The organism is Mesobacillus sp. LC4 (assembly GCF_053543455.1).
The window spans coordinates 599,336-621,563 of the sequence record NZ_JBGCUB010000001.1; the positions used below are offsets into that span (position 1 = coordinate 599,336).

Genomic DNA, 22,228 nt, shown 5'->3' on the forward strand with positions numbered 1-22,228 from the left:
TATTTACATCTTCGGCTAATACACTACAGGAAAGGGGATAATAAATGAAAAAGGTTTATCAAATATTCGTTGTTATCATACTTTCCTTCACCTTGCTCGGAAGCTCCAATGCAAATATGGACGGCATTTTCTTATATGAATATCCTAAACAATCCTTGTTATATGAATCACTGATGCCTGAAGACGCAAGGCTGGCTGGCAGATTGATTGTCCTGCCGGAAAAGGACTTCAATCAGGCAGAAGCAGCTATGATCATAAAAAGACTTACGATTCTTCCAGAAAGCATGATTTTTAAAGCAGTAAACAACAATATTAAAGTAAAGTTATTCGAAGGCAGTTTGACGGATAATCCAACAGCAAGCCATTTGAAGGGAATCGTCCCTCGAGGATATACATCTGATAAGACATGGGATCAGGTACCTGGTATTGGCGGTTCACGGACGGTTCTCGTGAAAATAGGCAGCAGTGAAAAAGGAAAGGGCCACGGTTCTGTCAATCTTGAATTGCATGAATTTGCCCATTCACTTGACCGCCATGTTTATGACGGAATCAGGCATGAAAAGAGGTTTCAGGAAATCTGGAAACGTGAAAGCAGGCTGCTTTTCCCGGGGCGTGGCTATTTCCTCGATTATCCTGAAGAATATTTTGCTGAAAGCTTTGCAATGTTCTATATTGGCGGACTGCCTGCGAAACTGCTTAAGGAAGCAGCACCGCAAACCTACCAATATATCGAAGGCCTGGATTAGGCCTTTTTTGCTATTATTGAACCATTCGGCAGGAAAAACAGAACACTTTGGCTAAGTTATAAGAGAATTTAAAATAAAAGGTATAGGCTTCCACCATAGGGGATGAATTTGCTAAAATAAGAAAAAGAAATCGAAGGCTTTGAAGGGCAGGGAGATTCATGAAACAATATCTAGAACTTTGTGAACATGTATTGAATACAGGTGTAAAAAAAGAAGATCGGACAGGTACTGGTACGATCAGTACATTCGGGTATCAAATGCGGTTCAACCTCCAGGATGGATTTCCGATGCTCACTACGAAAAAACTCCACTTGAAATCTATCATTCATGAACTTCTATGGTTCCTGAATGGCGATACGAATGTGAAATACCTACAGGAAAATGGAGTACGAATCTGGAATGAGTGGGCAGATGAAAATGGAGAACTCGGCCCGGTATATGGCCACCAGTGGCGTTCATGGACAGGTGCAGATGGTGAGACGGTAGACCAGATCACCGAATTGATCAATACTATAAGAAACAATCCTGATTCAAGAAGGATGATTGTCAATGCATGGAATGTGGCTGAAATCGATAAGATGGCTCTGCCTCCTTGTCATTGTATGTTCCAGTTTTACGTAGCCGATGGCAAGCTCTCTTGCCAGCTTTACCAGAGATCGGCTGATGTATTTTTGGGTGTGCCATTTAATATTGCTTCCTATGCCTTGCTGACAATGATGGTCGCTCATGTCTGCGATCTTGAGCCCGGCGAATTTGTGCATACTTTTGGCGATACCCATATTTACTCGAACCACTTGGAGCAGGTAAGATTGCAGCTTACACGCGATCCTAAACCATTGCCGCAAATGCGGATCAACCCTGAGGTCAAATCAATATTTGATTTTAAATACGAAGATTTTGAACTAGTTAATTATGAAGCGCATCCACATATTAAAGGGGCTGTCAGTGTATGATATCGCTTATTTGGGCAATGGATGAAAACAGAGTCATCGGATACCACAACCAGCTGCCGTGGAGACTCCCGGAAGACCTCAAATTTTTCAAGCGTATGACAATGGGGCATCCAATCGCAATGGGGAGGAAAACTTACGAATCGATCGGCAAGCCCCTCCCAGGCAGGGAAAATATCGTCATTACGCGTGACGAAAATTACGAGCCTGAGGGGTGCACTGTGATGCATTCAATTGATGACCTGTTAGCCTTTGCAGCTGAGAACAAGACTGAAGAAGTGTTCGTCATCGGCGGGTCAGAAATATTCAAGGAAGTCCTCACGCATGCAGACAAGCTGTACCTTACTATGATTCATCACCAGTTTGAAGGCGATACCTTCTTTCCAGTGTTCGACATTGATAAATGGGAGCTTGAGACAAGAGAGAACGGAACGAAGGATGAAAAAAATCCATACGATTATGAGTTTTTAATCTATAAGCGAAAATAAGCTTGCAGTCCTTTTAGGACTGCTCAGTTTGTTGACAAAAGGGGTTCGGAATGCTTTCATTCTGAACCCCTTTCTGAATTTCTTCGGATTTTTTATAGAAAATGTACTCTCTTTGCTATACTTTTAGGCCATTACTGGTCTGCTCCATGCCTAGTTGGTCACCTTCTTCAGGTTCATGGTGGCGAAAGTAAGCATCGCCTGCATCGAAAATTTTTTAAGTCCCCATAGGGTTGTCCAACGCATGCCATGCTTTCCTTTATTTCCTTTTATTCTTCTATTTTAAAATAGACTTTAGCATACTTCCACGTTAAGTTTGGAAGTCCTGTTGATTGGAGTGGAAGGCGCGTAGACTCCTCCGAAAATGCTATCGCATTTCCATCGTGCGTGGGCAGATTCGAGGAAGCCAATCAATGTCCTGCGGGCTCAGCTGGACAGGTGAGACCCCGCAGACGCCAACGGCGGTGAGGAGGCTCACCGCCAGCCCCGCGGAAAGCGAAGCGCCTGGAACGGAAATCAACAGCCCCATTCCAGCACCAATAAAAAAAGACTGTAAACAAACACGATATTCATCGTAGGACTGCTTTTTCTATACAATTTTCCGATACATATAGTCTCTTCCTATTAAATCCAGTATAATGACAACAGAATAACCTTAGGAGGAAACAATGCTTCGATTAATTGCGTGTTTTTTGTATATGGGTGGCTATCTTGTTTACACCATACCAAGGCTTTCACGATTAAAAAGATTGCCGGATGATCTAACTCCAGATAGTAAGAAGCAACTGATTCATGAGACGCCAAAAAAATGGTCAAAAACGTTCATGGCACTGACAGGTTCACAGATAGAAGTTGATGGACTTCAACATATTCCCGAAGGTCCGGTGTTGATTGCCAGTAACCATGAGGGCAATTTTGACATCCCTGTTCTTATTGGGGCCCTTGAAAAGCCTTTTGGCTTTATTGCGAAGGTTGAAATAAAGAAGGTCCCGGTTTTGTCTGCCTGGATGGAAGCCATCAATTGTGTCTTTATTGATCGGAAGAATCGTGAAAAATCGACTGACTCCATTATGGCAGGGGTGGAACTTTTAAAGAATGGGAATTCACTTGTGATTTTTCCAGAAGGAACGAGAAGCAAGGGTGGACCTGTTGGCCTCTTTAAAGCAGGGGGATTCCGGCTTGCTAAAGATTCAGGTGTTCCGATTGTGCCGATCTCCATACAAGGAACAGCCGATGTATTCGAGAAAAATGGCCGATTAGTCAAACCTGCAAAAATAAAAGTCATCATCAGCCCTCCGATTTACAGCCGGCAATATAAGGATAAAGATTTAATTTCCCTTGCTGAAGAAATTAGGGAAGTGATCATCCAGTCCAGGAACGCCAAAAGAATTGCCTCCTAATTCATTTTGAAAATGTCAACAGCCCCTGCACGATGGCAGGGGCTGTTCGTTTTTAGAAAATCTGGCTGGATGTTGTAATGGAGTTATTCGAATTGTGCAAGGCTATTCATCATTTGGGTGAATTCTGCAGGAATGCAAAAATCCTCAGGCTTAAAGTTGTCTCTAATCCATTTCACCATTTCCAAAGGACTATTGAAATACTCTCCGCTAGTATCACTTTTGCGAATCATGTAGCGGCCATTATCCTCATCGAGTGTAACCTCTACTGGCAAAGCCCCGTCATAACTGTTTAATGAAAATTCCATTTCTCATTTCCCTCCAGCGTAATTTCCGTTATTATATGTTATTTTACTACCATTATATTCATCTTAAAAGCCTAAAATTTTTAAATATTTAAAAAATTTAACTGAGATTAGAATATTTCATGTTATAATGGAAAAATTAATATTTTGCAAAGTGAGGGTGACAGTATGGAACAAGAAACAATAAAGAAAAAATGGGTAAGTGTTGAAGACATTCTCATTGCCTATCGGCATCTAAAAGAGGTTGTTGCCCATACACCATTGCAACTGAACCAGCGTTTATCTGAAAAATATGAAGCTAATATTTATTTGAAACGTGAGGATTTGCAGCATGTACGCTCCTTTAAGTTAAGGGGTGCTTATTATTCAATGAAGTTATTATGGGAACAGGGGCTTGATCAGGGAGTGGTATGCGCCAGTGCCGGGAATCATGCTCAAGGTGTAGCATACGCCTGCAGACAGCTCGGGGTGAATGGAAAAATTTTTATGCCTGCCACAACACCAGGCCAAAAAGTAAGCCAGGTTGAGATGTTCGGCCGTGAATTCGTTGATATCGTACTAGTAGGGGATACATTCGATGACTCTTATCGGGAGGCAAGGGAATGTGCAGAAAAAGAAAATAGGGAATTCATCCATCCTTTCGATGATGAACAAGTAATTGCTGGGCAGGGAACTGTTGCAGTGGAAGTTTTAAATGATTGCCAGGACTCTGTTGATTTTTTAATCACCAGTATAGGTGGCGGAGGTTTGATGGCAGGAGTAAGTACATATATAAAAAGCGTATCACCGACGACGAGGCTTATTGGAGTCGAGCCTAGTGGTGCCGCATCCATGAACGCTGCATTTGAGCAAAATAGCGTTATTCCCCTAAAGGAAATCGATACATTTGTAGATGGTGCTGCGGTCAAATGTGTCGGCAGTAAAACATATGAGATCTGCAAGGAAAATGTCGATAAGCTCGTTGCAGTTCCAGAAGGAAAAGTGTGTTCCTCAATCCTGGAGTTATATAATGAGCATGCGATTGTCACTGAGCCAGCTGGAGCTTTGCCAATTGCAGCACTTGACCTCCTCCGGGATGAAATAAAAGGAAAGTCAGTGGTATGTGTTATAAGCGGCGGAAACAATGATATAAGCAGGATGCAGGAAATCAAAGAAAGGTCTCTTCTCCATGAAGGGCTGCTGCATTACTTTATAGTCAACTTCCCACAGCGGGCAGGTGCGCTGCGTGAATTCCTCGATGATGTGTTGGGACCTGGTGATGATATCACGAGGTTTGAGTACACAAAGAAAAATAATAAAGAAAGCGGTCCGGCACTTGTGGGGATCGAACTGAAAAATAAACATGAATATCATAGGCTGATTGCGAGCATGGAGAATAAGGGATTTGCCTTCATGGAATTGAATAAGGATAATCAGTTGTTTAATTTACTGGTATAATATTAATAATAGATAATTAAGGGTGAATGTTATAGAATAAGAACTGTCACAGAAAATTAGCTTCTGGCAGCCTTTGTGAATTTCTTATGAACTTTCACGGCATTCCTCCACTTTGGGGAGTAAAAGTACTATAATCATAGTAGATTTACAATATGTAAAAAGGAGATGTTGATATGTTATCAAACATCGGAGTTCCTGGATTAATCTTAATCCTTGTCTTAGCCCTCATTATATTTGGACCTAAAAAGCTTCCTGAGATTGGCCGTGCATTTGGCCAGACGCTTCGTGAATTCAAGAAATCAACTCGCGAATTGACAAGCGATGTCATGGAAGAATTTGAAGAAGAAAAGAAAGAAATCACGAAAGTTACTAAATAAGGTGTAAGATACTTTTGTCTTACACCTTTTTTGAAAAAGAGGCTTGTAAATGACAAGCTATTTAAGAACAGCACCAAAAGGAATTGGCAGGGGATTGTGAAATGGAAGATAAAGAATTAAATCTGGTGGATCATCTCGATGAGCTGCGGAACAGACTGATCATTACGGCTGTAGCATTTATTATTTTCTTCGGCGTAGGGTTTTTCTATGTTAAAGAAATATATAACTTTTTTGTCCGGGACTTGGATGTCAAGTTAATAGTCTTAGGTCCAAGTGACATCGTATGGATTTACTTCATGCTTGCCACCATCATCGCGATAGCTGGTACGATTCCTGTATTGGCCACACAGATTTGGCTTTTTGTCAAACCAGCACTCAGGCCGATTGAACGAAAAATATCGCTTTCTTATATACCGGCGTTATTCATACTATTCATCGTTGGTCTAGCTTTTGGCTACTTTGTTATTTTTCCTACAGTATTGAACTTCCTTGTTGAACTTAGCGGGGATATGCTTGTAACCAACTTTACGGCAGAAAAATACTTCAAGTTCATCATGAATATGACCATCCCATTTGGAGTACTGTTCGAATTGCCGGTTGTCGTCATGTTCTTGACATCACTGGGAGTCATTAATCCTTATGTTCTGGTTAAGGTCAGGAAGTATGCTTACTTTATACTAATCGTGATTTCAGTCGTCATTTCTCCGCCGGATTTCATGTCCGATATCCTTGTTACAATTCCACTTCTGGTCTTGTATGAGATCAGCGTGAACTTGTCCAAATTCGTATACAGACGGAAGCTCAAAAAGGAACAAGAGTGGCAAGAACAATATGGTGATATGGAAGAGGAGTTCGATGAGGAATCATCCAAGCTTTAATAAAACATTCCTAAAAACGTGTGGGTTAGTTCCACACGTTTTTATTATAGTCTTTTCCATCTCAACCTTGCTACTTGGACTCAGCAGAGCCTCAAATCCAACAAGTTTGTTGCATTTACCTTTCAAGCATCAAGTTTACGAAAAGTACTAAAAAAAATATTTTTATCTCCGTAAACAGACACATTTCGACTAGGAATTAGGGTATAATATAATCAAACGGGTATAAAAGAGGATTGATATTTTGCTATTCAAAAGCCTAGAGTTCAAAAATGTTGTTGGACAGAAGGTTAAAGTCGTGGATATTCCTGTGTTGGAAGAAGAGAGCACCTATTATTTCATGATCCAAGTCCGTTTGCAAACTTTTATAACAGCAATCTATCAGGAAAGAAACGCAAAAAAGTTTTATTCTTTTAAAGAGTATTTAAAAAGAGTCATGAAGTGGCCGGAATATGAGCAACTATTCCAATGTGCTGAATTGAAAAATAACGCCTGAAGATTCATTTTTGAAGCGCCCTTACACAGGCGCTTTTGTTCTTTTTCAGGATCATTTCTTACACTTCTTTGCTTTAGGAACCTAAAAGATGGTATGCAAATATTTTAATTTGCATCTGAGAATAGGTATAATAGTCATAGTTCAGTGTTTTGATAGGGATGTGAATTTATGTCTAAAATTAAAATTGTAACTGATTCTACATGTGATCTGAATGATGAGCTTATCAAGAAGTGGGGGATCATCGTTGTCCCATTATCCATTTCTATTAATGGGGAAAATTATTTAGACAGAGTGGAGATCAGTCCTAAGGAATTCATGGAAAAGATGAAAGCTTCTCCTGAGTTGCCAAAGAGTTCCCAGCCTCCTGCCGGTGAATTTTTAAAGGTGTATGACGAGCTGGCTACGGACGGTTATGAAATCATCTCGATACATATGACAGGCGGTATGAGCGGTACCGTCCGCTCTGCAGAAAGTGCAGCACAGATGACCACTGCAAAGGTGAATGTAATTGATTCCCGCTTTATTTCGAAAGCCCTTGCCTTTCAGGTTCTTGAGGCTGCAGAGATGGCGGCTGATGGTAAAACAGCTGAAGAAATAGTAACAAGGCTTGATGAAATTAGAAATCAGACTCGTCTTTTTGTCGTCGTTGATACGCTTGAGAACTTGGTCAAGGGAGGGCGTATTGGCAAAGGAAAAGCGATGATTGGTTCATTGTTGAATATCAAACCAATCGCTTCACTAGAAGGTGGAGAGTATACTCCAGTTTCAAAGGCCAGAAGTCATTCCCAGGTTGTAAAGTACCTTAGAAATCAATTTGCCTCAGATGTAGATGGTAAAACAATCAAAGGTGTAGGGCTTGTTCATGCAGAAGGCATGGGACTAGCTGATAAAATAAAGAAAGCTGTGTATGAAGTATCTGGCTATGATAACTTTACTATCGAAGACACAACGCCGATTGTAAGCACTCATACAGGCCCTGGCGCTATTGGTTTTATGTATTATTTTGAATAAGGCTCTACTCTCTAAGTCCTGAAGTTTACATTTCAGGACTTTTTCGTTAGCTTTCTCTAAAAAACGGATAATGTGGGGATACATCGTTTAGGAAGAGGTTTCGCTACATTATAAAATAACCAAATGTGTGTAAACAACCGGTTCACCCAATATCCAATTCTTAAATAACAATATTCTTCTGGTTCAATACAAAGTTTTTAAACAATACAGGAAAATCAAAGAATAGTGTCGAATATTTTCAATATTCACTTTTAGATGGAACGGAATGTGACAATGAAAATATGAAGCTTAATGTTAAGAACATGCCATTATTTCAGAAGGTCTTGATGTTCTCATTTTTGATCACGACGATCGTAGTCGTGTCGACAATAGGAACAAGCTTCTACCTGCAGTCAAAACAATTGAAAAGCCAAATGGCGGACAAGGTTGAAGGAGTGGCAGGTATTTGGTCATCCACACTGGATCCAGAAGATATAAAGAAGGCAAATGAGTTCCGGGATGCGTCCAATCCTTCAATTAGGCGGCTAGAAAGGCTCTTGACTTTGGTAGGCAGCAAAAGTGCCTCTTTCCTTGGTGCTTATATTGTACTTCCTGAAGAATATCCAAATCATAAAGTTTACATACTGTCTGCTTCAGATGCTTATTATGAATATACCTTTGATTCCTTGATGTTCTATGATGCAGGCGAAGAATTTATCGGTGCTTATCGGGAAACCAGGGAAAAGAAGATTATAACAAGTACCGATATTTTCACTGATCAATACGGCTCTTGGATCACCGCATTTGCCCCGATTACTGATAACAGCGGGAACGTTGTAGCCATACTTGGAATAGATGCAAAAGCATCCATCATCAAGGAAAATCAAATGGAAATTTTAATGCTGTTATTATTGGAGCTGGCGGCCATTTTGGCTGCTGTGTATGTCATCTTGAATTGGGGCCTTAAGAAGGTCATGAAACCCGTTGACGACTTGTTTTTTGGGATTAAGGAAATCAGTTCCGGAAATTTTAGCGTTAAGCTGCCAGTGCATGACCAATCAGAACTAAGTTTATTAAGTGAGAACTTTAATGAGATGGCTTACAAGCTTTCCCAACTTTTTGATCGAGTCTCAGCGGCATCCAAACAATTGGGCCAAAGCGCTCTTAAGGACAATGAGTCGCTGTTGCTGGAGGAAGCTATCAACACAATGGAAAATATATTTGAACGAACAAGACTTCAGCAAGAGCTTCAGCGTGCCGAGAAAATGAACGCAATAGGCCAGCTGGCGGCCTCTGTTGCCCATGAAATCAGAAACCCTATGACTGTTGTTAAAGGCTTTCTGCAAATCTTCCTTTCAAAAGAGATGAGCGAAGAAGATCATATGTATTTAAAATTGATGATTGAAGAGTTGAACAGAGCGGAAAATATCATTAATGACTATCTGAGTTTGGCGAAACCTGATGTTGGGAAATTGGAAATCATCGATGGAAGAGAGCTGGCGGAGCAGGTCATGGATTTGATGAATTCTTATGCCATGATGTCTAAAAACATTTCAATGCATACAGAAATAAAGAACCATGTAAAAATTAGAGGGAATAAAAGCGAATTAAAACAAGTTCTCATCAATATTCTGAAAAATGGTATTGAGGCAATGGGAGATGGCGGTAAGCTTAGCATGACATTGGAGAAGCAAGCTGGTTTCGGTGTTTTTACCATCAATGATACAGGCATTGGCATGACTAAGGACGAACTCTCAAGGCTTGGTACGGCTTTTTATTCTTTGAAAGAGCGGGGCACAGGCATGGGATTGATGGTATGTTACCAGATTGTAGAACGCATGAAAGGTCAAATAAAGGTTTACAGTAAAAAAGGAGAAGGAACCACTTTTGAGATAAAGGTCCCATTGTTGGAGGAAAGTCCTGAGTAAATATCAGGGCTTTTTATTTTTTTGCCATTATTTTCAAAGCTCTCAATATAATTTACCAAGGAGGTGTCCGGACTTTGGTATATAAAGTGCTTTTCTTTAGTGATTTTGGAATAGATGACAATATCGCTGTTTTATATGCTTTTTTTAATAAGGAAATAGATTTGGTCGGTGTCGTTGCCGATTATGGCAATGTATCAAAGAAAGATGCACTGCGTAATGCCGCTTATTTGCAGAAGTTGACCGGAAGAAGTGATGTTCCGGTTTTTACTGGTGCCGAATTGCCATTGACAGGAATTCCCCCTGAATATGTTCCTGATGTCCATGGGATTGAAGGGCTAGGACCGATTATCCCTGATATTGAGGTGGATTACTCTCTAGAAAATTTCCACGGCATTCAGGAAATCATCGAAAAAAACCCCGGTGAAATCATCATAGTGAATGTGGGCAGACTGTCATCGCTCGCGGCAGCTTTCATTCTCTACCCTGAAACTATGAAAATGGTTAAGGATTTTTACGTTATGGGTGGAGCGTTCAATGAGCCGGGAAATGTGACGCCGGTCTCTGAAGCAAATTTCTATGGAGATCCTTATGCTGCTAATATCGTCCTGACACAATCAAAACCTCCTGTGAAAATCATTCCGTTAGATGTGACGAGCGGGGCAATCGTGACCCCGGCCTTGATTGATGAGCTTGATGAATACTACCATTCTATTGACAGTGAAGTAGGGAAGCTAGTCAAGCCCATGTTCGATTATTACTTCAAGTTCTATAAAGAGAGGAATCCTGAATTGACTGGTGCTCCTCTCCATGATGTACTGACACTCTGGGCGTTAGTGCATGAAGAGCATGTTGTTTACCTCGATATTCCTGTCAAAATTGTTGTGAACAAAGGGGAGGCATTTGGCGAGAGTATCGGGGATTTTAGGAAATCGATTGACAAAGCAGATTATCCTGTCCATAAGGTAGCTGTTAACTTCAATTACGCAGAGTTCATTAAGAATTTTTACACAACGATGAAAAATTCACAATCCCACAATGGCACAGGGTAAATGATGCAATTTCACACTTTTTTCATACCTTTTTCTTTCTTCTCTCAAATGCCTCTGATAAAATTGTCTATGGACATTATTCGAGAGATGCAGGTGATGGGTTTGAAAAAGGTTTATACCATCCTCATGCTTGCTGCAGTTATGATTTTTGCTGCTGCATGTGGGAATAGCGGATTAAAGGATGCCAAGAACTATCCGATTGAGGATTTTACTTTCACCAATCAAGATGGTGAGTCAGTAAGCAAAGCGGATTTAAAAGACAAGGTCTGGGTTGCAAGCTTTATTTTTACGAACTGTGCAGATGTGTGCCCGCCAATGACAGCCAATATGGCAAAGCTCCAGGATATGATGAATGAAGAAGGGCTTAAGGATGTCGAGATTATTTCCTTCAGTGTGGATCCTGATGTCGATACTCCTGAGGCACTTAAGGAATATGGAAAGAAGTTCAATGTGGATTTCAAGAACTGGTCATTCCTAACGGGTTATACCCAAGCGGAAATAGAGAAATTTGCGCTTGAAAATTTTAAGACTTTAGTCAAGAAGCCTGAAACAGGGGATCAGGTCATCCACGGAACTGATTTTTACCTTGTAGACCAGAACGGGGATATGAGGAAATATTATACTGGGCTGAAGGACGTTCCTTTTGAACAAATAATTGAAGATATTGAAGCACTCCAATAGACCGCATTATGTGGTCTGTTTTTTTTTGTCCTGGAATAAGCCTTTTCAGGTTGAACAGATTATAATATACGCTTGGAATTGGGAAAAGCGAATCGGAAAACAAGCCCCATTAAGGCATTAAATGATATAATGATTATACTTTTTAAAGGTAGGTGATGAATATTGTTGAAGAAATTCACCTTACTTTATGTAGCACTGGCCATGATCTTATCTTCCTGCAGCCAGTTTGAAAGTTTGCAAAAAGGGAACTTCAATAAGGTCAAGGAAACGGGAGTGGAATTAAAGGAAGCTTTGCCGACATCATTTTTTCCAAGGGATTTGCATATTGTGGCTGCTGGGGACTCTCTAACACAGGGGGTAGGGGATAGTACCAACACAGGAGGTTATATCCCATATCTTACTGAACAGCTTGAAAATGAAAAGACAATAAAAAATGCGAATTTCGAAAATTTTGGTGTAAGAGGGAATCGGACCGACCAGCTTCTTAAAAGGCTCAATGACAAAAATGTCCAATCCTCTATCAAGGAGGCCGATCTGATCATCTTAACGATCGGCGGAAATGATTTGATGAAGGTGGTTAAGCAGAATTTCTCCAGTCTTAATCTTAATCTTTTTCAAGCAGAACAAAAGTTGTTCGCAAAACAGCTTCAGGAAATTTTCTTATCAATCCGAAGCCATAATCAAGAAGCGCCAATAGTTTTAATCGGACTGTATAACCCGTTTTATGGCTGGTTTGCGGATGTAGAAGAAATGAATCAAATAGTGGATGAATGGAACAGCCAAAGTCTCTCAATAGTAACGCAGGATGGGAATGCGCACTTTGTCGACATTCATGATATTTTCCTGAACAATGAAGAAAACCTGTTATATACTGATTATTTTCATCCGAATGACCGGGGCTACCAATTAATTGCTGACCGGATTTATGAAACGCTGAATGAGCAGGTTATTGATTCAATATCGTACTGATGCAATAAGTCATGGAAGAGGAGCTACAAAAAGTAATGAAAAAAAACAAATGGAAAATCGGCTTTTTTATATTATTGGGTATCATAGCTGCAGTGATCATCGCAGTCTGGGTCCTAATCGCTTCACCTGTTGAGGAAACAAAAATAGAACCTGTTCCGAATCAATCTGATGGAGATGATGTTGCTTTTAATGTCTCGACAAACAAACGGGATTTAAATCGGGTCATCAATCACTACCTGGAAGAAGAAGCAAAGAACAGCCAGATTAATTATCAAGTTCTGTTGACAGATGAAGTGGAGTTATATGGAACGCTGCCTCTCTTCAGTCAGGAGTTGGAATTAAGGCTAACCTTCGAACCTCAAGCATTGAAAAATGGAGATTTGATCTTAAAGCAGAGGTCCATTTCGGTAGGAAGACTGAACCTTCCTGTATCAACGGTTCTTAAATTTGTCCGCGACAGCTATGATTTGCCGGCTGCCGTGAACATCCAGCCAAAGGAAGAAAGAGTGTATGTGTCAATGCAAAGGCTTAAGTTGAAAAGTAACATAAAGGTCCGTGTAAATGAATTTGATTTGAAAAAGGATAACGTTAAATTTACGCTGCTTGTTCCAGCAGATTAAGAAGGTACTTATATGGGTGCCTTCTTTTTGTTTTTTCGGAAGGAACATTGATGTGGAATAACTTTTCTTGCAAAGAAATGATGTTTCATTAAAAAAACAGGCCGGTCGCCCGGCCGTCTTAACCTTGCAATATTAGTACTTCAATTGGTGGTTCCCCTTTGGCAGTACCTACCGCGACGATCGTATAGGCATTATTTGGTTCCAATTTCACATCGGGGATTGTCACTACTGTATTTTTTGTACCGGCAACTTTCGCCTCAAGTGTAACAGTCATAGGGGTCAAAGCGAGATAAGTAGTGGCTTGTTTATAGGACACATTCGGAAAAATGACATCACCATTTTTCCCGGCAATATCTACAGCTGGTGCATCTGGAGAAAGGTGGATAAATCTAGCTTTCGTTTCTCCTACAGGAGTCTGTGGGCTATCTTCGAAAATCAGCAGCCTAAGGTTATTGATAGGGCCGGCAATCGCCGCTGTGTATATCCTTCCTGGTTCGACCACTATCTTTTTGCTGATCACCGTAGATACACTATCACCTGCTGGATATATATCAACCTGATATTTCCCTGGCTGAAGCTGCATATGGCTGCTGTTGGATTTATAGCTGAAGTCACGGAGCACCCTGTTTCCATTTACATAAATATCAACTTTCTCTACCCCTGGAGATCCATGCAAGAAGCGAACCATGGCTGGAGTTAATGGACTTTCCGGAACTGCAGGGGATCGCATTAACTGGACAGCCTTATTTAAATTCCGTAAGTGTTTGTGGTAATACATGACATGCAAGCTTGGATTTAGGTATTTATAATAATTAGCCAATAAATCATATATGGCTGCTTTATGAAGGTAATCATTCTGGTTCCTAGTGGTCATACCCCTCACTCCTAAAATTAATGAATACTCAAATGTAAAGTATGCAAATTGGGCGCAAGAGGTGCAAATAGGCAGCGCATAGTTAAAATAAAGCTTTACTTGAGGAATGTTTTACCATATACTATAAATAACTAAAAGAGAGGCAGGTGGAGTGAAATGAGCAAAATGTTAAATGTTTTGATGATGACTGTTGCTTTTTGCACGGCCCCTGACCTGAGCGGATCAATAGACGACTAGTCTTTTTCTCCATGCTTATGAACCACGGGCTGTGTATGCCTGTGGTTTTTTAATATTTTATAAAAGCATGATGGAGGAATAAGAATTGAATAATCTTGAAAATATCGGAATGAGTGCTGAAGTGAACAGCCTTTTTAATGAAAGGTATCCAGATGGACTGAAGCTTGGCAGGGTAGCATTAGAGCATAAGCATAGTTATAGGGTATGGCTCGAAGAAGGAGAATATCTATGTACATTAGCTGGCAAATTGACATTTGAAGCAAATGGCCGTGAAGATTTGCCTGCAGTTGGCGACTGGGTTGCCGTTCAAGCTTCCCCCGGGGAGATGCGCGGGATCATAAAAGGAATCATTCCCCGAAAAAGCAAGTTTTCCAGAAAGGCTGCCGGCCAGGTTACCGAGGAGCAAATAGTCGCAGCAAATGTTGATACAGTCTTCATCGTTAACTCACTTAATGATGATTTGAATCTAAGACGAATTGAGCGATACCTGTTGCTTGCCTGGGAAAGTGGTTCGAACCCTGTCATCGTTTTAAGCAAAGCGGATCTAGTGACAGATTTACAAGCGAAGCTGGATCAAGTTTCCTCAGTGGCTATCGGTGTACCTGTAATAGCCGTAAGCGTTCTTGAGGGAAAAGGCATTGAGGAACTTCAGGCATATCTGGCACCAGGTAAGACAATTGCATTGATTGGTTCGTCAGGTGTCGGCAAGTCAAGCCTTGTCAACTACTTCACAGGATTTGAAAAACAGCTTGTCCAGGAAATCAGGGAAAATGATGATAAAGGCAAGCATACTACCACCCATCGTGAAATGGTCAGGCTGCCTGGTGGGGCGATCTTAATTGATACACCAGGAATGAGGGAAATACAGCTATGGACCAGTGAAGATGGAATCACCGAGAGTTTTGCAGATATCGAGGAGTATGCTGATGCCTGCAAATTTCGTGATTGCAGCCATAAAAACGAACCCGGCTGTGCAGTGGTTTCAGCAATCCAGGAGGGACTGCTCGAAGAAAGTAGGCTTATCAGCTATAAAAAGCTCCAAAAAGAGTTGGCCTTTATTGACCGTAAGCTGGATAAAAAGGCACAAGCCGATGAAAAAAAACACTGGAAAAATATCAGTAAAGAAGCTCGCCATCATTCCATGCACAAGCGAAGATAATGTAAAAACCTCTTCTACGGAAGGGGTTTTAATTGTTTAAGGGCTCTGAATGTGTTTTTTGCTTTAAAAGTTATACAATAGGGAATAAGTATTTGAGTAGACAGTTACATTGATTTATCAAAAGCTTAAAAGATGAGGTGTACTATGGAAAAAAGTAATCACGAGCTTGCTACATTTGCCGGAGGCTGTTTCTGGTGCATGGTCAAGCCGTTCGATGAGCAGCCGGGGATTATCGGCGTTGTGTCCGGCTATACTGGAGGCACGACAGAGAATCCTACATATGAGCAGGTTTGCAGCGAGACAACCGGGCACTATGAAGCGGTACAAATCACATACAATCCAGAAATATTCCCTTATGAGGACCTGCTTCAGTTATACTGGCAGCAAATCGATCCCACAGATCCAGGAGGTCAGTTTTACGACAGGGGACAGTCCTACCAGACAGCGATTTTTTATCATAGTGAAGAACAAAGACAGTTAGCGGAAGAATCAAAAATGAAGCTTGCGGAAAGCGGTGTATTCACGAAACCTATTGTCACGCAGATTCTGCCGGCCAAAACGTTTTATCCAGCAGAGACATACCACCAGGCTTATTATAAGAAAAACCCTGATAGGTATAATGCATACCAAGTAGGATCGGGACGTTCAGCATTTATCAGGAATCATTGGGGGGAAAAGAAATGACAAAAAATAATCCAGAGGAGTTAAAGAAGAGACTGAGTCCTATGCAATATGAGGTTACGCAAAATAATGGAACCGAACCGCCATTCAGAAATGAATATTGGAATGACTTAAGAGAAGGAATTTATGTCGATATCGTCTCGGGCAAGGCTTTGTTCAGCTCCCGGGACAAATATGATGCCGGATGCGGCTGGCCAAGTTTCACGAAGCCAATCTTGGATGAAGAAATAATTGAAAAGCAAGACCGGAGCCATTTCATGGTCCGGACTGAAGTGCGGAGCAAGACGGCGGATTCTCATTTGGGTCATGTGTTTGATGATGGGCCTGGAGAAAATGGACTGCGATATTGCATTAATTCGGCCGCATTGAGGTTTGTTCCGAAAGAAAAAATGGAAGAGGAAGGTTATGGAGAGTACCTCAAGCTGTTCCATGATTAATCAAAGCTCAATGTTTGAAAGGAATGATACTGATGTTTAAAAAGCTATTCGGAAAAAAAGAAGAGCCGGTTAAAACAATTCAATTGGTAGCACCAATGACAGGTAAAGCTGTAAGTTTAACTGCAGTACCAGATCCTGTTTTTTCGGAAAAAATGATGGGGGATGGAGTAGCGATCGAACCGTCAGAGGGAGTGGTCGTGTCCCCGGTGGAAGGTGAGATTCTGCAGGTTTTCCCTACGAAGCATGCTGTCGGGATCAGGGCGAAAAACGGAGCAGAGCTATTGATCCATATCGGTCTGGAGACTGTTTCCCTAAAGGGAGAAGGTTTTGAAACGCATGTAGCACAGGGCGATAAAGTCAAGGCAGGAGATAAACTGGTAACCTTTGATCTATCTGTGATCAGTGAAAAGGCGAAAAGTACTGTGACACCAGTGATAATCACCAACACAGATCAGGCTGCCTCATTGAAGGTTTTAACAGAAGGAAATGTAGATAAGGGAACGACACCGATTTTGGAAGTGACCTTTGAATAGGTATCAGGTTTGTGTAAACGGACCAGGTATGAAGAAAAACAGCCGCTGATTAGCGGCTGTTTTCATGAACAGAATTTTTGCCATTTGCAGAAGTCATTCCTCCTGAGAGGATGAATTTCATCGCATCCTCGGGTTTTACATCAATGATTTCCACCTCGTTTTTGGGGATGAGGAAGGTGAACCCCGCTACCTGGAACGTCTGGGGTACATAGACGGCAACATGCTCGGATAATGGTTCATGGAATGATTTCAGGTTTTCTGTCGTTATGAAACCGAGACTTTTCATATTGGTACCGGGTATTGTAACCAAAGCGACCTTGGAGAATGATTTTTTCTCGCCAAGGAAGGAATGGACCGTGTCCTTTATAACAGAGTAAACTGTTTTTACGAAGGGTGTTTTTTCCAGCAATTTATCAATCAGTTTAATGATACTTCCGGTAATGAAACGGGTGGACAACCATCCTAGAATGGTAATAAGGATCAGGGTTGTCAGGAGGCCAATGCCTGGAATATACCGTTCTTGTAAATAGGGCTTCAGGACATTGCCTAGAAGGCTGTCTAAGAACATGAATGTTTTATAAATGACATAGATAACGAGAATGATCGGGACAATTGTCAAAATCCCATTAATAAAATTCTTCAATACACTTTTCATGTTGAACTCCTTATTTTAAACATATGGAAGTATCATACACTTTTTAAATGCGACTTTCTATGATTATTTTTGTTCATCTTTTGCAACGATAATTGAGGATATCTGGATGACTGACTTTTCACTTGTATTGTTTGATGAAGTTTTGCCCAATGTTTCAAATCGGACTGTGTGCCGTCCTTTATCAAGCCCGCTTGCGATATATAGATATCTTTCACGAGTGAAGGGCCACCATGTCGAAAGCGTCGTGACATATTCTCCGTCGATCAACACCTTCAGCATTCCACCCTCCTGGCTTCGAATCGCCTTAACTCCAAGAATAGGGCCTTGGAACTCATATTCTAAGTAATCTCCAGGTCTCTTGCTGATATTCATTCCATTTTCAATGACGAATCCCTGGCTGCGAGATAAATTCTTTTTTTCGTACAGAGTAAAGGATTGGTCCATGGTTAAAGGTTTTGGAAGACTGGCAATCTCGGTATCTGAATTGATATTATTCTGAATCAATTCGAGTATTGAAGTCGCGTATAACTGATATCCTTTCCCATTAGGATGGACCGTATCTGTGGTGAGCTGCTCAGTAAGCATTCCTGATTGTTTAAAAGGAACCCGCATGTCTAGTGGCTTTGCTCCATAATGCACCGACACTCTATTTATCGCATCAGCAAATTTCTCCTGTTGTAAGGGACTTTCAATGATTGTGATGACTTCAGAGCCAGGATAGCGCTCCTTGGCATTTCGGATCAATTTTTCATAAAAAAAGGTAAACTGTTCAGAATCCATGTATTTGCGATCATTTTCACCAAAAACAATAAAGATGAGATCTATGTCCCGGAAATACGGGGCCTTCTCCAATTTGTAAATTCCTTCGAATGCGGTTGCCCCGCTCTGGACGATCATATTCCTTCTTGCCCGGGATCCGCTGAAGTCTCTGAGAAGGACCTCGAATTGGCTATACCAGCGTAAGTCCTTATCTTCTGCACCAGCACCCCGGCCAATGCTGTCTCCGATTATTAAGTAATGAATCTTCGAACCAGCATCAATTTTTTCATATACCGTTAAATTCTTTGAAAAGTAATGTTCGGACTGTATCGCTAAAAAGATCATAAATGCGGCGGTGAGGAGAATTATACTGGACATTTTTTTTGCGCTTGATGTCATTCTTGTTGGTATCCCTCCGAAAAATATCTATATCACTATTTTAACCGTTACCTTCCAACTTTGTAATATTTTTTCCTGTTTTTTGACTTTAACGTAAATCTGCTGAGAATTTTGAAGAACCCATAAATTTTAAAAAATGGGCTAATGCACAAACGGGTCAAGTACCCATATCATACCGTAAAGGGAAAGCAATTCAAAAACAAACGAGGAGTGGTTTTTAATGTACGGATATGATAATGCCCCTATGCCTGTAACTTCACCAATGGCAACAGCACCAACTTATGGAACTTTCTGCGGCGGAGGTTATCCTTATGCAGGAGTAGGCGGTGCTGGTTATGGATACGGCGGTTTCGCTTTAATCGTTGTATTGTTCATCTTGTTGATCATCATTGGTGCATGCTGCAGCTATAACTGGTAATAACAATGTACTGAGATAAAATAAGAGGCTGCCTGCCAGGCAGTCTCTTATATTGTCCTGATAAAACACGAACATTATTTTAGTATATCCCAAATATAGTTCGTGATTATTGTTGACTCCTTCGCCTTTGTTTGTTATATTTACCAATGGTTAAGCAAAAAACTGATTGGCGGGGGATGCAGAATGAATACAAACTATGATGTGATTGTCGTTGGAGCAGGTCCGGCAGGTATTTTTACATGTTATGAATTATCGTTGAAGATGCCTGAGGCAAAGGTTTTGCTGGTTGATAAAGGCCATGATATTTACCGGAGGAACTGCCCGATTTTACAGAAGAAAATTGAGAAATGCCCGCCGCCAGCCGGGAAGAAGGATTTTGCCGGTTGCCTTCCAGCGTGTTCGATTACGAATGGGTTTGGCGGTGCCGGTGCCTATTCAGATGGAAAGTTCAATATAACAAGTGAATTCGGCGGATGGATGACGGATTACCTTCCTGATTCAAAAGTCGTCGAGCTTATTAGATACGTAGATGAAATTAACCTTAAGCATGGAGCTACAGAAAGCATCACCGACCCGATGACAGATAAGGTCAGGGAAATTGAAAGAAGAGGCTATGCGGCAGGATTGAAGCTGTTACGAGCACAGGTGCGTCATCTTGGGACTGAACAGAATCTTGAGATTTTAAAAAACATTTTTGAATACTTAAAAGATAAAGTTGATATGGCGTTCAAGACGGAGATCGAGGATTTGATTACCGAGAAAACTGCTGATGGCCATATAGTCAAAGGTGTTGAGCTTAGAAACGGCGAGAAAATCCTTGCTGAAAAAGTGGTCGTTGCCCCTGGCCGTGACGGCTCCAAATGGCTGACACAGCTTTTGAAAAAAAGAAGGCTTAAGATGATTAACAACCAGGTCGACATTGGCGTCCGTGTGGAAACGTCCAATGTTGTTATGGAGGAAATAAATGAGCATTTATATGAAGGGAAATTTATCTTCAATACATCCGTAGGAACAAGTGTAAGAACGTTCTGCAGCAATCCTTCTGGACATGTCGTTGTCGAAAATCATTCTGGAATCATGCTTGCAAATGGCCATGCTTACAAAGATCCTAAACTTGGAAGCAGCAATACCAACTTTGCCTTGCTTGTATCGCATACTTTTTCTGAGCCATTCGATAAGCCGAATGAATATGCACATGAGATTTCCAGACTGGCAAACAGCCTTTCCAACGGCGGCCTGATTGTCCAGAAATACGGTGATATTTTAAAGGGGCGCAGGTCAACGGAAAAGAGGATCAAAGAAGGATTTTTAGAGCCGACTTTAAAGGAAGCTGTTCCAGGGGATCTCGGACTTGTCCTTCCATATAACACACTGAAGAGCTTGATCGAGATGACAGAAGCACTTAACCAGGTCACTCCAGGGCTTGCTTCAGAACATACTTTGTTCTATGGAGTCGAGGCAAAATTCTATTCTGCAAGACCGAAGTTGAATGATAAATTTGAAACCGAAATTGGCGGTCTATATGTCGGAGGGGACGGAGCCGGCATCACAAGAGGTCTGGCACAGGCAAGCGCATGCGGTGTCTGGATTGCCACCGACATCATCAAAAAGTCAAAGGCTGGCCGAAAAGCTGAGCCTGCATTCGTTTAAAGATACTTACACACTCTCTTTTCTCTGATAAAATAATAGATATATCTAGAAGAGGCGGGGAGATAATGTTTGCACCTAAATTAGTGCCAGGGGATGAAATAAGAGTAATTGCGCCTGCGACCAGCATGATCATATTAAAAGGGGCCCAGGTGGATTTGTCTGTTGAAAGGTTGACCAATCTGGGTTTCAATGTGACATTTGGGAAGAATGCGGAAGCGCATGATGACTTTTTCAGTTCTTCGATTGCCGAGAGGATCGAGGATTTGCATAATGCTTTTGCCGATCCAAATGTAAAAGGAATCTTAACGGCAATAGGCGGATATAATTCCAATCAGCTGCTAAAGTATATAGACTTCAACCTGATTGCTGCTAATCCTAAAATTCTATGTGGATACAGTGACATTACCGCGCTTCAGCTGGCGATCTATCAAAAAACTGGTCTCGTAACCTACTCCGGTCCACATTTTTCTAGCTTCGGCGTGAAGCATGGACTTGAATATACGATGGAATCGTTTTTGCAGGCAGTCACGAATGATGCTCCTTACGAAGTCGTTCCATCTGCAACATGGTCCGACGATGCCTGGTATCTTGACCAGGAAAATCGGACATTCCATGAACAAAACGGCTATCTAATCCTCCAGGAAGGAGAAGCCGAGGGAAAACTGATCGGCGGAAACCTTTGTACAATGAACCTGCTTCAGGGAACAGAGTTTTTGCCTTCACTGAAAGATAGCATCCTGTTCATCGAGGATGACGAAGAAAGCCATTCAAGGAGCTTCGACAGGGATCTGCAGTCGCTGCTGCATCTGCCGGATGCTGACTCGATTAAAGCGCTATTGATTGGCCGCTTCCAAAAAAACTCCAATATTACAGAAGAGGCACTAAGGAAGATTATTTCCAGTAAGGAAGAGCTGCGCAACATACCCATCATCGCAAACGTCAACTTTGGCCATGTCCAGCCATTTGCGACATTGCCAATCGGAGCAACCGCCACTGTAAAAGCAGCAGCTGGCCAAACCGAGATCTTTATTGAACAAAAAGAATAGTTCTTATTTAAAGGCACCTTGATAGGTGTCTTTTTCTCTGGCTGGAATTTGTCCAGCCTCCGAAAATGTCTTACT

At 41.3% G+C, this 22,228-nt stretch carries 25 protein-coding genes and 1 pseudogene; 21 read left to right on the forward strand and 5 right to left on the reverse strand.

The genetic code is table 11. From position 1 onward, the window contains the following. Positions 1-44 precede the first annotated feature (44 nt). From AB5I83_RS03055 to AB5I83_RS03065, 3 genes are all read left to right on the forward strand, one after another. Complete coding sequence (locus AB5I83_RS03055) at positions 45-746, forward strand: anthrax toxin lethal factor-related metalloendopeptidase (protein WP_448972721.1); 702 nt, start codon at positions 45-47, stop codon at positions 744-746. A 158-nt stretch (positions 747-904) separates the two neighbouring features. Continuing rightward, positions 905-1,699, forward strand: a complete 795-nt coding sequence (locus tag AB5I83_RS03060; protein WP_448972723.1) for a thymidylate synthase — start codon at positions 905-907, stop codon at positions 1,697-1,699. Continuing rightward, positions 1,696-2,184, forward strand: coding sequence for a dihydrofolate reductase (locus AB5I83_RS03065; RefSeq protein WP_448972725.1), 489 nt, complete (start codon positions 1,696-1,698; stop codon positions 2,182-2,184). The genes AB5I83_RS03060 and AB5I83_RS03065 overlap by 4 nt, the downstream gene beginning before the upstream one ends. A gap of 150 nt (positions 2,185-2,334) precedes the next feature. Here the strand turns inward: AB5I83_RS03065 and AB5I83_RS03070 are convergent. Beyond that, positions 2,335-2,442, reverse strand: a pseudogene (locus AB5I83_RS03070) (transposase); the annotation flags it as partial. Between the two features lie 407 nt (positions 2,443-2,849). On the opposite strand from AB5I83_RS03070, the gene AB5I83_RS03075 reads away from it, so the two are divergent. After that, entirely contained in the window at positions 2,850-3,581 is a 732-nt protein-coding gene (locus AB5I83_RS03075; protein WP_448972727.1) for a lysophospholipid acyltransferase family protein, read from the forward strand. A gap of 83 nt (positions 3,582-3,664) precedes the next feature. Here AB5I83_RS03075 and AB5I83_RS03080 read toward each other — a convergent pair whose 3' ends face one another. Further along, complete coding sequence (locus tag AB5I83_RS03080) at positions 3,665-3,886, reverse strand: hypothetical protein (protein ID WP_023627653.1); 222 nt, start codon at positions 3,884-3,886, stop codon at positions 3,665-3,667. Positions 3,887-4,051: 165 nt separating this feature from the next. On the opposite strand from AB5I83_RS03080, the gene ilvA reads away from it, so the two are divergent. From ilvA to AB5I83_RS03130, 10 genes are all read left to right on the forward strand, one after another. Further along, the gene (gene ilvA / locus AB5I83_RS03085; protein WP_448972728.1) at positions 4,052-5,320 is read left to right on the forward strand and encodes a threonine ammonia-lyase IlvA; all 1,269 of its coding nucleotides are present in this window, start codon (positions 4,052-4,054) and stop codon (positions 5,318-5,320) included. A gap of 173 nt (positions 5,321-5,493) precedes the next feature. Continuing rightward, a complete protein-coding gene (locus AB5I83_RS03090; RefSeq protein ID WP_167834439.1) occupies positions 5,494-5,697 on the forward strand; it encodes a twin-arginine translocase TatA/TatE family subunit in 204 nt (67 codons plus the stop codon). Positions 5,698-5,798: 101 nt separating this feature from the next. Continuing rightward, a complete protein-coding gene (gene tatC, locus AB5I83_RS03095) occupies positions 5,799-6,575 on the forward strand; it encodes a twin-arginine translocase subunit TatC (protein ID WP_448972730.1) in 777 nt (258 codons plus the stop codon). A gap of 241 nt (positions 6,576-6,816) precedes the next feature. Continuing rightward, positions 6,817-7,068, forward strand: coding sequence for a DUF2535 family protein (locus AB5I83_RS03100; RefSeq protein ID WP_226642167.1), 252 nt, complete (start codon positions 6,817-6,819; stop codon positions 7,066-7,068). A 168-nt stretch (positions 7,069-7,236) separates the two neighbouring features. Further along, the gene (locus AB5I83_RS03105) at positions 7,237-8,079 is read left to right on the forward strand and encodes a DegV family protein (protein WP_448972732.1); all 843 of its coding nucleotides are present in this window, start codon (positions 7,237-7,239) and stop codon (positions 8,077-8,079) included. A gap of 326 nt (positions 8,080-8,405) precedes the next feature. Then, the gene (locus AB5I83_RS03110; RefSeq protein WP_448972734.1) at positions 8,406-9,986 is read left to right on the forward strand and encodes an ATP-binding protein; all 1,581 of its coding nucleotides are present in this window, start codon (positions 8,406-8,408) and stop codon (positions 9,984-9,986) included. A gap of 74 nt (positions 9,987-10,060) precedes the next feature. After that, complete coding sequence (locus AB5I83_RS03115; protein WP_448972736.1) at positions 10,061-11,035, forward strand: nucleoside hydrolase; 975 nt, start codon at positions 10,061-10,063, stop codon at positions 11,033-11,035. Between the two features lie 96 nt (positions 11,036-11,131). After that, entirely contained in the window at positions 11,132-11,716 is a 585-nt protein-coding gene (locus tag AB5I83_RS03120; protein ID WP_448972737.1) for an SCO family protein, read from the forward strand. Between the two features lie 162 nt (positions 11,717-11,878). Beyond that, positions 11,879-12,685, forward strand: coding sequence for an SGNH/GDSL hydrolase family protein (locus tag AB5I83_RS03125; RefSeq protein WP_448972739.1), 807 nt, complete (start codon positions 11,879-11,881; stop codon positions 12,683-12,685). Positions 12,686-12,720: 35 nt separating this feature from the next. Further along, entirely contained in the window at positions 12,721-13,305 is a 585-nt protein-coding gene (locus AB5I83_RS03130; RefSeq protein ID WP_167834447.1) for a YpmS family protein, read from the forward strand. A 118-nt stretch (positions 13,306-13,423) separates the two neighbouring features. Here AB5I83_RS03130 and AB5I83_RS03135 read toward each other — a convergent pair whose 3' ends face one another. Beyond that, positions 13,424-14,179, reverse strand: coding sequence for a DUF4397 domain-containing protein (locus AB5I83_RS03135; RefSeq protein WP_448972740.1), 756 nt, complete (start codon positions 14,177-14,179; stop codon positions 13,424-13,426). Between the two features lie 346 nt (positions 14,180-14,525). Here AB5I83_RS03135 and rsgA point away from each other — a divergent pair, with 346 nt between their 5' ends. The 4 genes from rsgA to AB5I83_RS03155 all read left to right on the forward strand — a co-directional run bounded on the left by rsgA (position 14,526) and on the right by AB5I83_RS03155 (position 17,226). Next, entirely contained in the window at positions 14,526-15,575 is a 1,050-nt protein-coding gene (gene rsgA / locus AB5I83_RS03140) for a ribosome small subunit-dependent GTPase A (RefSeq protein WP_448973891.1), read from the forward strand. Positions 15,576-15,719: 144 nt separating this feature from the next. Then, positions 15,720-16,259, forward strand: a complete 540-nt coding sequence (gene msrA, locus AB5I83_RS03145; RefSeq protein ID WP_448972742.1) for a peptide-methionine (S)-S-oxide reductase MsrA — start codon at positions 15,720-15,722, stop codon at positions 16,257-16,259. Then, positions 16,256-16,693, forward strand: a complete 438-nt coding sequence (gene msrB, locus AB5I83_RS03150) for a peptide-methionine (R)-S-oxide reductase MsrB (RefSeq protein WP_448972744.1) — start codon at positions 16,256-16,258, stop codon at positions 16,691-16,693. Before msrA ends, msrB begins: the two co-directional genes overlap by 4 nt. Before the next feature lie 32 nt (positions 16,694-16,725). After that, positions 16,726-17,226, forward strand: coding sequence for a PTS sugar transporter subunit IIA (locus AB5I83_RS03155; RefSeq protein WP_448972746.1), 501 nt, complete (start codon positions 16,726-16,728; stop codon positions 17,224-17,226). Positions 17,227-17,275: 49 nt separating this feature from the next. Here the strand turns inward: AB5I83_RS03155 and AB5I83_RS03160 are convergent, their stop codons facing one another. Next, positions 17,276-17,881, reverse strand: a complete 606-nt coding sequence (locus AB5I83_RS03160; protein ID WP_448972748.1) for a DUF502 domain-containing protein — start codon at positions 17,879-17,881, stop codon at positions 17,276-17,278. 63 nt (positions 17,882-17,944) lie between these two features. Next, complete coding sequence (locus AB5I83_RS03165) at positions 17,945-19,018, reverse strand: GDSL-type esterase/lipase family protein (RefSeq protein WP_448972750.1); 1,074 nt, start codon at positions 19,016-19,018, stop codon at positions 17,945-17,947. 283 nt (positions 19,019-19,301) lie between these two features. Here AB5I83_RS03165 and AB5I83_RS03170 point away from each other — a divergent pair, with 283 nt between their 5' ends. The 3 genes from AB5I83_RS03170 (at position 19,302) to AB5I83_RS03180 (ending at position 22,153) form a co-directional block, all read left to right on the forward strand. Further along, complete coding sequence (locus AB5I83_RS03170) at positions 19,302-19,457, forward strand: YjcZ family sporulation protein (protein ID WP_226642579.1); 156 nt, start codon at positions 19,302-19,304, stop codon at positions 19,455-19,457. Positions 19,458-19,640: 183 nt separating this feature from the next. Continuing rightward, a complete protein-coding gene (locus tag AB5I83_RS03175) occupies positions 19,641-21,107 on the forward strand; it encodes an NAD(P)/FAD-dependent oxidoreductase (RefSeq protein ID WP_448972752.1) in 1,467 nt (488 codons plus the stop codon). A gap of 65 nt (positions 21,108-21,172) precedes the next feature. Continuing rightward, positions 21,173-22,153, forward strand: a complete 981-nt coding sequence (locus AB5I83_RS03180; protein ID WP_448972754.1) for a S66 family peptidase — start codon at positions 21,173-21,175, stop codon at positions 22,151-22,153. Positions 22,154-22,228: the final 75 nt, after the last annotated feature.